Raw genomic sequence first — 10,578 nt, forward strand, 5'->3', positions numbered from 1 at the left:
ATGATTACTGTTAATGTAAACAGGAATAAACAAAAGCAAATACTATCATTTACAATGAGTGGACATGCAGAAGCAGGACCATATGGATATGATATTGTATGTGCAGGCGCATCGGCAGTATCATTTGGTACAGTTAATGCTATTCATTCATTATGTGATGTTGAGCTAATAATTGACATGGAAGAAGATGGCGGCTTTCTTCGCTGTGATGTTCCGAAAGGGTTACCGACGGACATCGACGAGAAAGTACAGCTTCTTCTTGAAGCGATGGTTGTATCGTTAAAGTCGATTGCCTCTGAATATGGTAAACATATTCGAATTTCTTAAATATAGGAGGTGGAACTTATGCTAAAAATGAACCTTCAGTTTTTCGCGAGTAAAAAAGGTGTAGGTAGTACGAAGAACGGTCGTGATTCGATTGCAAAACGCCTTGGTGCAAAACGTGCTGATGGTCAATTCGTAACAGGTGGTTCAATTCTTTACCGTCAACGCGGTACAAAAATTTATCCTGGTGCAAATGTTGGCCGTGGTGGAGATGACACACTTTATGCAAAAATCGACGGCGTAGTTAAATTCGAGCGCTATGGTCGTAACAATAAAAAAGTAAGTGTTTATCCAGCTGCACAAGAAGCATAAGCAAATAAAAAACTCTAACCTTCAGGGTTAGAGTTTTTTATTTGGAAACCTTTCAGTAAGTTTAAGAATTTTGCTATAATGAAGGAAATTGTAAAAACTAGGAGTGCCAACATGTCTGAAAAATGGGATACGATTGATTTATTGCGTCATGCTCGTCATGATTGGTTAAACCGTCTTCAATTAATTAAAGGAAATATAGCGTTAGATCATATTGACCGGGCTAACATGATAATTGACGAAATTGTAATACAAGCAAGACAGGAAGCTAAGTTGTCTAATTTAGGGATGCCCACACTTGTGGAAAAACTATTAACCTTTAATTGGCATAACCATCATTATAGGCTTGAGTTTGAAGTAATAGGTGACGAACTTAATTTATCAAGCTTTGAAGAAGGATTAACATTAGGGATAAAATCACTCTTTTCTGCACTTGATTCCTCGGTTGATGAATTGTTTGAAAATCATTTGTTATTTACTTTTCAGCTGTTGGATGAAGAAATACGGCTGATTATTGATTTTAATGGGAAGATTACAAATATAGAATCCATAAAAAGTTGGGTGAAAGAAGTAGAAAATCAAACGAGGACGTTTTCGGTTATTAGTTCGCATGTACAAGAGGATGAGTTTGTAGTAACTTTGCAGCTAAATGATAGCGTTGCGTAAAACGAGGTGAAAGCATGTTTTTAGATCAAGCAAAAGTATATGTAAAGGCCGGGGACGGCGGAAATGGGATGGTGGCGTTTCGCCGTGAAAAATATGTTCCCAATGGCGGTCCTGCTGGCGGTGATGGTGGAAATGGTGCCGATATTATTTTTGAGGTTGAAGAAGGCCTAAGAACGTTAATGGATTTTCGCTATAATAAGCACTTTAAAGCCAAACGCGGAGAACATGGCATGTCTAAAAATCAGCATGGTCGAAATGCTGAAGAAATGGTAGTAAAAGTTCCCCCTGGTACAGTTGTAACAGATGATGAGACAGGGGCTGTAGTTGCAGACTTAACTGAGCATGGACAGCGGGCTGTGATTGCGCGAGGGGGTCGCGGCGGACGCGGTAATACTCGTTTTGCAACACCAGCAAATCCAGCACCGGAACTATCTGAAAATGGAGAACCAGGACAAGAGCGGAATTTAACTCTTGAGCTTAAACTTCTTGCTGATGTTGGCCTTGTCGGTTTTCCAAGTGTAGGGAAATCTACACTTTTATCAGTTGTTTCTGCAGCAAAGCCTAAAATTGCTGAATATCATTTTACAACCATTACGCCAAATCTAGGGGTAGTGGATACTGGAGATGGCCGGAGCTTTGTCATGGCTGATTTACCTGGATTAATTGAAGGGGCCCATGAAGGAATTGGGCTTGGTCACCAATTTCTTCGTCATATTGAACGTACGAGAGTTATTGTTCATGTGATTGATATGTCGGCAATGGAAGGCCGCGATCCATACGATGATTACTTAAAGATTAATGAAGAATTAAAGCAGTACAATATGAGATTTACAGAACGGCCGCAAATTATTGTTGCAAACAAAATGGATATGCCTGACTCAGAAGCGAATTTAGAACAATTTAAGGAGAAACTTCAAGAGAAGTATCCAATTTTTCCGATTTCAGCGGTAACAAGACAAGGTCTTCGTGAGCTGCTTTTTGAAATCGCTGATGTGCTGGAGAAAACACCAGAATTCCCATTAGAAGCAGTTGAGGAAGAAGGGGAATCTCGGATTGTTTATCGTCATCAAAAAGAAGAAATAGGATTTAACATTACAAGAGACCCAGATGGTGCATTTGTCGTAAGCGGTCCAAAAATTGAAAAACTTTTTAAAATGACGGATTTTACAAGAGATGAAAATGTTCGCCGGTTTGCAAGACAACTTCGCGGTATGGGTGTTGATGATGCGCTGCGTGAGCGTGGTGCTCAAGATGGGGATACTATTCGCTTATTGGATTTTGAATTTGAATTTATTGATTAACAGCACGGTTCCTCATGATAAAAAAACTGTCTTCCTTCAAGAAGGCAGTTTTTATTTCCCTTTCTTAAAATTATTAATAGACAAAACTCTTTTAATGAGGTATCATTGTCAAAACGTTCTTACAATTTTATTCTATATGAATAACCTTTTAGTATAAATTTAAGTGAGGTTATTAAGTTGGAAAATAATAAAAAAGATCAATACTATTTAGTAAGAGAAGACGTACTATCAGAATCAATGCAGAAAGCGTTAGAAGCAAAATCATTGCTTGAAAGAGGAAAAGTTGAAACAGTAAATGATGCCGTTAAACACGTTGGCTTAAGCCGCAGTGCTTTTTATAAATACCGTGATGGGATTTTTCCTTTTCATGCTTTAGTAAAAGAGAAAATTATGACGATTTTTCTTAATTTAGAAGATCGTTCTGGGGCATTATCAGGGGTGCTTCAAACTGTAGCATCGCTTGGCTGTAATGTTTTAACAATTAATCAAACCATACCACTGCGCGGCCGGGCTAATGTTACGCTTTCGGTTGAAACAGGATCTATGCATGTTGAAATAAGTGAACTCTTAAAGCAGTTAAAAGCGTTAGAGGCGGTTGAACGAGCGGAAGTTATCGGTTCAGGTGCTTAAATGATAAAGAAGTAATATATATTCTTGTATAGAGAGGTATGGAAGAGACGGGAGGAATCTATTTTATGGATAAAATTGGTTATTTAGGTCCGAATGGAACATTTACAGAATATGCAGCAAAAACAATGTTTCCAAAAGAAGCGTTTATTCCTTATAAAACCATTCCAAATTGTATTGATGCAGTAATGGAAGGGGAAATTGATTTTGCAGTTGTCCCGATTGAGAATACAATTGAAGGATCTGTTAATTTAACAATTGATTATTTATTACACGAACAAACATTACCCATTGTTGCGGAAATTGTAGTGCCAATTGAACAGCATTTAATGGTACACCCTGCCATTGCTGATCAGTGGGAACAGGTAGAAGCTGTTTATTCACATCCTCATGCAATTGCACAATGTCATCATTTTTTAAGAAATAAACTTTCAGAAGCTGAATTGAAATATACAAATTCTACGGGATCAGCGGCAGAGTGGTTAAAAAACAATCCTAAGGAGTTAAGCGCTGCGATCGCTAATGAATTAGCAGCTAAAACATATGGTTTAACCATTGTACAAAAAAATATTCATGATTTTGATAATAACCATACAAAGTTTGTCGTGCTAAATCGTCACAAAAAACCAGTAGAGAAAAATGATTTATACTGCGGTGATAAAACAACATTTATTGTTACATTGCCATCTGACTATACTGGGGCGCTTCATCAAGTACTTTCAGCATTTGCATGGAGGAAATTAAATTTATCAAAGATCGAATCTCGCCCAATGAAAACAGGACTTGGAAATTACTTTTTTATCATTGATATTGAAATGAAAGCAGATGACATTTTAATTCAAGGAGCAAAAAGTGAAATTGAAGCACTTGGCTGCGGCGTATCTATTTTAGGGAGCTATCCCTGTTTTTCGTCAGAAGTCAGTAAGAAAAAAGTAGGTGTTTCTTCTTAATAAAAAAGGATGTTCCTCTTTAACGAAGGAACATCTTTTTTTGTATATTACCTGTTAAAATCAATATCATTGTTTAACAGCGCCTTTTATATTAATAGCTTGAGAGTAAGTAGCCTGACTTTTCTAATGCTTGACACGCTTCATTCAACTGTTCTTCTGTATCCGCTTCTAACTTATGAAGGTGAGTGCCATCTGTTAGCTCTGATAACAATGATGCTTCGGTGGACTCAATTTTTTGTAAAAACTGTTGAACATCGCGACGGCTTGATATCATTAATGAAGCAGTAAGCTCACCATAAAGTTGATGCTGAATGGTTACGTTACAAACAGTAACTCCATGATCAACAAGAATATTTAGCTCATTTTCTGTATCCTCAGGGCGATGATAACAAGCAATAACACGCTGAAACTGTTTCTTTTCATCGGAAGTCTGCATATATAGATAGCCTTGTGCTGTTGCAACAATCGGCTCATTTCGCGCTTTTAATAATGAAATATCTTGTACAATAACTTGTCGGCTGACATTTGTTTTTTCTGCTAACGAGCTTCCTGTGAATGGTTCATTGCTTTCTTTAAGCCACTGTAGGATTAAATTTCGTCTCTGTTCGCCGAGTATTTTCTTTCCTTCTTCCTTCAAATTGCAATACCCCCTTAATTGTGAACCATTATCTGTGTTTTATACTTTACTTTCCCTATATGATGAGGTCAAGCTTTTCACAATTTTATTGAAAATTTCTGCTGCATTTTTCACCTCTTCTTCTGTTGTATGAAATCCAAAAGAGAGACGAATTAATTCGCGTGCTTGCTCTTCTGATCTTCCAAGTGCGACCATTGTTTTAGACGCTTTAGAATGTCCTAGTTGACATGCCGTTCCGGTAGAAACAGCTAACCCATTTCGATTGCATTCAAGCATGATATATTGTCCTTCAATGCCTTTGATTCTTAAACCAATTATATATGGAGACTGGTTTTCAACATTACCCTCAATTACAATATGAGGTGATTGTATGGCAGATAGAAATAGGTAACGAAGCTGTTTTATTCGAGTTTTTTCTTCTTTTAACCTTTCAATGCATTCTTGTGCTGCTGTTACAAAACTGCATATTCCAGGTACATTCACAGTTCCGGAGCGGAATCCCTTCTCATGGGAACTATTTGGAATAACTGGATGCCAGTTAACTTCAGGTGAAATATAAACAGCTCCAACTCCTTTTGGACCGTAGACTTTATGACTTGAAAGAGTAATACTTGACAAATGGCACTTATTTACATCAATCTCATGCTTACCGAAAGATTGAACACAATCACTATGAAAAAGTATGTTTTTTTTATAAAGTAGATTTCCAATTTGTTCAAGTGGTTGAATGGTCCCGATTTCACTATTTACATGATTAATAGATACTAGAATCGTTTGATTAGTAAGAGCTTCCTCTAAATCTTTTATACGAATTCTCCCTGTTTCATCAACAGGTAAATAGGTCACTTGAAATCCTTCTTCTTCTAACTTCGAGAATGTATTTAGTAAAGAAGAGTGCTCGACACTTGTTGTAATCAAGTGATTCCCTTTATGTCGATAAGCCTTTGCAAGAGATGAAAGAGCTAAATAGTTCCCTTCTGATCCCCCGCTTGTAAAATATATCCCAGCTTGATTTCCGCAAATAAGTGCTGCCAGCTGCTGACGAGCACTTTCTAATAATGAAGAGGCTTGTGTTCCGGTATCATGCAGACTGTGGCTGTTTCCGAAATATTCCTGTGAAACTTTTGTATATACGTAAAGTGCTTTTTCAGTCGGTGGAGTTGCTGCAGCATAATCTAGATAAATCATTTTTATCACTTCTCTCTTATCCTTTTATTGTAAGGCTTTAGTAACAATTTACAGGATCTTAAAAATAAAAAACTCTTGTCATAAGTTTAAATCTATGTAAATATAGGTGTCAAGACACATGTAAAATTAAAAGGTCGAGGAGGCTGTTTATGAAAGTAAGACAGTCAGATGTTTTAATAATAGGAAGTGGAATAGCTGGTTTGATGGTAGCTGAGCTTCTTTCTTCACATAAAAATGTGACAATAATCACAAAGTCTAAATGGAAGCACAGTAATTCAAGACTTGCCCAAGGCGGTATTGCAGCCGCAGTTACAAAAGAAGATCATTGGCTTGATCATTTTTTTGATACGTTAGCTGCTGGAGATGAACATAATAGTGAAGAGATGACACGTTTACTCGTAAAAGAAGGTCTTGAGATGGTCAAACATTTAATTCAGATTGGCGTTCCTTTTGATCGAAACGAATCTGGTGAATTAATTTTAGCGCAGGAAGGTGCTCATCGAATAAGAAGAATTTTACATGCTGGTGGAGATGCGACAGGACATGCGATTGTTTCTACACTTTTTGAGAGGGTTAGCAAGCATACAACCATTATTGAAGAAGAAATGGTCGTTGATTTAATTGTTGAGAATGAATGCTGTCAAGGAGCATGGACAATCAACAGCGCGGGAGAAAAGACTTTCTACTCATCACCCTCTGTTGTGCTTGCAGCTGGAGGAGCAGGAGGTTTGTATCCTGTCACATCCAATGATGCTTCTGTTACAGGTGATGGTTTTGCAATTGCTTATCGAGCAGGTGCTAAGTTAGCAGACTTAGAGTTTGTTCAATTTCATCCCACAATGCTCGTTTGTAATGGGCAAGCACAAGGGCTAATCTCGGAAGCTGTACGAGGAGAGGGAGCTGTACTTGTTACAGAAAGTGGAGAGCGTTTAATGATTGGTGTACATGAACAAGAAGATTTAGCACCGCGTGATGTCGTGTCTCGTGCGATATTTCACAAGATTCAAGAAGGTGAACAAGTCTACCTAGATATAAAAGATGTTTCGAATTTTCATGAAAGATTTCCTACGATCAGCGAGATGTGTAAAAAGAACGGAATTGATTTACAAAAAGGTTTGCTGCCTGTTATGCCTGGTGCCCATTTTAATATGGGAGGCGTTTCTACTGATCAAAAAGGAAGAACCACGCTTTCAAATCTTTATGCAGTAGGAGAAGTAGCTCATACAGGCGTGCATGGTGCCAATCGTTTAGCCAGCAACTCTTTGTTAGAAGGAATTGTTTTTGCAAAACAAGCGGCTAATGCAATTTTAACAAATGGCAATTCAAGGAGCTCTTCCACAGTTCCTTCCTTTGCGGCATTAAAATCGAACCATTATCCGTCAAAGAAAGAAATCCAAAAAGTGATGGAGAAATATGTGGGGATTATTCGCACTAAACAAGGATTACAACCCGCAGTTCAGTGGTTTGAATCATATTTAAAGCGGATATCGGCACGTTCGATTTATGAAGAGGTATCAATAGATGACGTTACAAAATTAAATATGCTTACATCTGGGTGGTTAATTGCATCGGCAGCATTAAGGAGAACTGAAAGCCGGGGCGGTCATTATCGGTCTGATTATCCACTTAAAGATCAATTAAGATGGCATCAGCAGACAATTTATTTTCAAAAAGATAACCAGTTTTCTCATAATGAATTAGTAAATGTTCGTTAATGTCAGATAGAGGAGAGTCAATGATGAATAAATTGAAATTACAAGAGATGTTACAGCAGTTTTTCCGTGAAGATATTGGTGATGGTGATCTTACAAGCTCTATCATATTTTCTGAAAAAGACATTGCTTCAGGGGTATTTATTGCAAAGGAAGATGGCGTTATATCTGGAATGGCTGTTATTCAAACGGGCTATCATTTATTAGAGAATAACGTGTCCGTAAAGAATTTTGTAAGTGATGGAGAATTAGTGAAAAAAGGAGATGTCATTGCAGAAGTGACTGGACCAGTTCACATTCTTTTAACTGGTGAACGTGTGATATTAAATTTACTGCAGCGAATGAGCGGTATTGCTACATTAACAAATCAAACGGTTCAGTTATTAAATGATCCCCATACCCGAGTTTGTGATACAAGAAAAACGACACCTGGTTTACGAATGCTTGAAAAATATGCAGTCACAAGCGGAGGCGGATATAATCACCGTTATGGATTGTATGATGGGGTTATGATTAAAGATAACCATATTGCACACATGGGCAGTATTACAAAAGCTGTTACAGTTGTAAAATCAAAGCTTGGCCATATGGTGAAGATTGAAGTTGAAACCGAAACAGAAGCACAAGTTAGGGAAGCTGTTGAGATGGGTGTCGATGTTATTATGTTTGATAATCGTTCACCAGAAGAAGTGAAACAATTTGTTGAAATTGTTCCATCTCATATTACAACCGAAGCATCTGGTGGGATTACTTTAGAAAATATTGGCCAGTACCAAGGAACTGGTGTTGATTATATATCGCTTGGGATGTTAACACATTCAGCACGTTCTTTAGATATTAGTCTTAATCTTAAAGGGGGAAGCAAGGCATGAACGTATTAGAAATGCTTGAAAATCAATCATCATTACCAGAACGATATAAAACAATGGCCATTGCGGAAATGGAGCAGCGTGTAAAAGAAATCAAAGAATATTTTGGGGAAAAGCTCTATATTCCTGGGCATCATTATCAAAAAGATGAAGTAATTCAATTTGCTGACAGCACCGGGGATTCTCTTCAGCTTGCGCAGCTTGCAGCAGAAAATCAATCCGCTGATTATATTGTTTTTTGTGGTGTTCATTTTATGGCAGAAACAGCAGATATTTTAACAGGCGATCATCAAGCTGTTGTTCTTCCTGATTTGCGTGCTGGCTGTTCCATGGCCGATATGGCAGACATTCACCAATTAAACCGGGGTTGGAAAATCATGCAGGAGCAGTTCGGGGATACCATTTTACCGCTAACATATGTGAATTCAACAGCTTCTATTAAAGCCTTCTGTGGGAGTCATGGAGGAGCAACGGTTACATCTTCAAATGCTGAAAAAATGCTGAAATGGGCCTTTACACAAAAAGAACGTATTTTATTTTTACCTGATCAACATTTAGGACGAAATACAGCATATGATTTAGGAATTCCGCTTGAAAAAATGGCTGTATGGAATCCAATAGAAAATACTTTTGAATATGAAGGAAATTTGGAAGATGTACAAGTTATTTTATGGAAAGGTCATTGTTCAGTACATGAAAAGTTCACTGTTCAAAACATCGAACATCTTCGTAAAACAAATCCTGAAATGAACATTATTGTCCATCCGGAATGTACAAGGGAAGTTGTCGAATTAGCTGATATGGCTGGTTCAACAAATTATATTATTCAAACAATTGAAAATGCCCCTTCTGGTAGTAAATGGGCAATTGGAACTGAAATGAATTTAGTGAATCGAATCATTAATACACATAAAGATAAAGAAATTGTTTCTCTTAATCCTCATATGTGTCCATGTTTAACAATGAATCGCATTGATCTTCCTCATTTATTATGGGCGCTTGAAAGTTTAAAAGATGGAAAAGTAATCAATCAAATTAAGGTTGATGACACGACTTCACATGATGCAAAATTGGCGCTTGATCGAATGTTAAGTAGAGCGTAGAATTTGACCTTGCTTTCCTCCTGTGACATGCATACATTGGCTTTTTTACGCATAGATTGTGCTAGAGAAAATAAGACAAATATGTAGCAAATTGCCCAGTTCAACATATGAATATAAAGAATGTGCACAGGAGGGAGATTACATCGTGAAAATCCATATCGTACAAAAAGGCGATACGCTTTGGAAGATCGCTCAAAAATATGGAGTTGATTTTGAAAATTTAAAAGCAGTTAATAAACAATTAAGTAATCCGGATCTAATTATGCCGGGAATGAAAATCAAAGTTCCGAGCGGCAGTGTCCCTGTGAAAAAGCAGCAGTTGAAAGAGCAGCCAAAAGAGGGTTATTATTCAATAGGAAAAAAGAAGGAGCAGCCAAAAGAGGGCTATTATCCATTGGAACAAAAGAAAGAGAAGCCGGTAGAAAAGCCAATAGAAAAGCCAATAGAAAAGCCAGTAGAGAAACCAATAGAAAAGTCAGCCAAAAAGCCGATAGAGAATCCGGTAAAAAAGGAAAAAGAACAAATACAACCATTGAAACAAAAGCATGAAGAATTAGAATCGAAACAACAAAAACCATTAAAAGACAGCACTCCTTCCAAGTATCCAAAAAAAGAAACGAAAATAACGTCCCATATTAATATTTCTCCTCCGGCAAAATCGAAAGATCAATCACTTGAATCGCCTGAATATCAAGAATCAGTGATGGGAGAGATGGATGAAATGGATATTCCTGTACCACCACAAGCAATGCCTTATATGGCGTCTCCGCAGCAGCAAATGCCGGCACCTTATCCGCAGCAGCAAATGCCGGCACCTTATCCGCAGCAGCAAATGCCGGCACCTTATCCGCAGCAGCAAATGCCGGCACCTTATCCGCAGCAGCAAATGCCG

12 protein-coding genes are annotated in these 10,578 nt (G+C 37.7%); 10 read left to right on the forward strand and 2 right to left on the reverse strand.

Going from position 1 to position 10,578, the window contains the following annotated elements; all coding sequences use genetic code 11:
* From DS031_RS02325 to pheA, 6 genes are all read left to right on the forward strand, one after another.
* Positions 1–327 (forward strand): ribosomal-processing cysteine protease Prp, encoded by a 327-nt coding sequence (locus DS031_RS02325; protein WP_113804304.1) that lies wholly within the window; start codon positions 1–3, stop codon positions 325–327.
* A gap of 18 nt (positions 328–345) precedes the next feature.
* The gene (gene rpmA, locus DS031_RS02330) at positions 346–636 is read left to right on the forward strand and encodes a 50S ribosomal protein L27 (protein ID WP_113804305.1); all 291 of its coding nucleotides are present in this window, start codon (positions 346–348) and stop codon (positions 634–636) included.
* 111 nt (positions 637–747) lie between these two features.
* On the forward strand, positions 748–1,299 hold the full coding sequence (locus tag DS031_RS02335) for a Spo0B C-terminal domain-containing protein (protein WP_181832964.1): 552 nt from the start codon (positions 748–750) through the stop codon (positions 1,297–1,299).
* Positions 1,300–1,313: 14 nt separating this feature from the next.
* On the forward strand, positions 1,314–2,600 hold the full coding sequence (obgE, locus tag DS031_RS02340) for a GTPase ObgE (protein WP_113804307.1): 1,287 nt from the start codon (positions 1,314–1,316) through the stop codon (positions 2,598–2,600).
* 177 nt (positions 2,601–2,777) lie between these two features.
* Positions 2,778–3,230: an ACT domain-containing protein gene (locus DS031_RS02345; protein ID WP_113804308.1), complete on the forward strand. Its 453-nt coding sequence runs from the start codon at positions 2,778–2,780 to the stop codon at positions 3,228–3,230.
* 65 nt (positions 3,231–3,295) lie between these two features.
* Positions 3,296–4,177 (forward strand): prephenate dehydratase, encoded by an 882-nt coding sequence (pheA, locus tag DS031_RS02350; RefSeq protein WP_113804309.1) that lies wholly within the window; start codon positions 3,296–3,298, stop codon positions 4,175–4,177.
* Positions 4,178–4,268: 91 nt separating this feature from the next.
* On the opposite strand, the gene DS031_RS02355 is transcribed toward pheA, so the two are convergent.
* Both DS031_RS02355 and DS031_RS02360 read right to left on the reverse strand, forming a co-directional pair.
* Positions 4,269–4,814, reverse strand: coding sequence for a transcription repressor NadR (locus DS031_RS02355; protein ID WP_113804310.1), 546 nt, complete (start codon positions 4,812–4,814; stop codon positions 4,269–4,271).
* A gap of 39 nt (positions 4,815–4,853) precedes the next feature.
* Positions 4,854–6,002 carry an IscS subfamily cysteine desulfurase gene (locus DS031_RS02360; protein WP_113804348.1) on the reverse strand — a complete coding sequence of 383 codons (1,149 nt, stop codon included), beginning with the start codon at positions 6,000–6,002 and terminating at the stop codon, positions 4,854–4,856.
* A 149-nt stretch (positions 6,003–6,151) separates the two neighbouring features.
* Here DS031_RS02360 and nadB point away from each other — a divergent pair, with 149 nt between their 5' ends.
* The 4 genes from nadB to safA form a co-directional block, all read left to right on the forward strand.
* On the forward strand, positions 6,152–7,717 hold the full coding sequence (nadB, locus tag DS031_RS02365; RefSeq protein ID WP_113804311.1) for an L-aspartate oxidase: 1,566 nt from the start codon (positions 6,152–6,154) through the stop codon (positions 7,715–7,717).
* 23 nt (positions 7,718–7,740) lie between these two features.
* On the forward strand, positions 7,741–8,586 hold the full coding sequence (nadC, locus tag DS031_RS02370; protein WP_113804312.1) for a carboxylating nicotinate-nucleotide diphosphorylase: 846 nt from the start codon (positions 7,741–7,743) through the stop codon (positions 8,584–8,586).
* On the forward strand, positions 8,583–9,686 hold the full coding sequence (gene nadA / locus DS031_RS02375; RefSeq protein WP_113804313.1) for a quinolinate synthase NadA: 1,104 nt from the start codon (positions 8,583–8,585) through the stop codon (positions 9,684–9,686). Before nadC ends, nadA begins: the two co-directional genes overlap by 4 nt.
* A 145-nt stretch (positions 9,687–9,831) precedes the next feature.
* On the forward strand, positions 9,832–10,578 hold a 747-nt coding region (safA, locus tag DS031_RS23995; protein ID WP_245947146.1), incomplete at its 3' end, for a SafA/ExsA family spore coat assembly protein.

This window comes from Bacillus taeanensis, from assembly GCF_003318295.1.
Lineage (GTDB): Bacteria > Bacillota > Bacilli > Bacillales > UBA6769 > Maribacillus > Maribacillus taeanensis.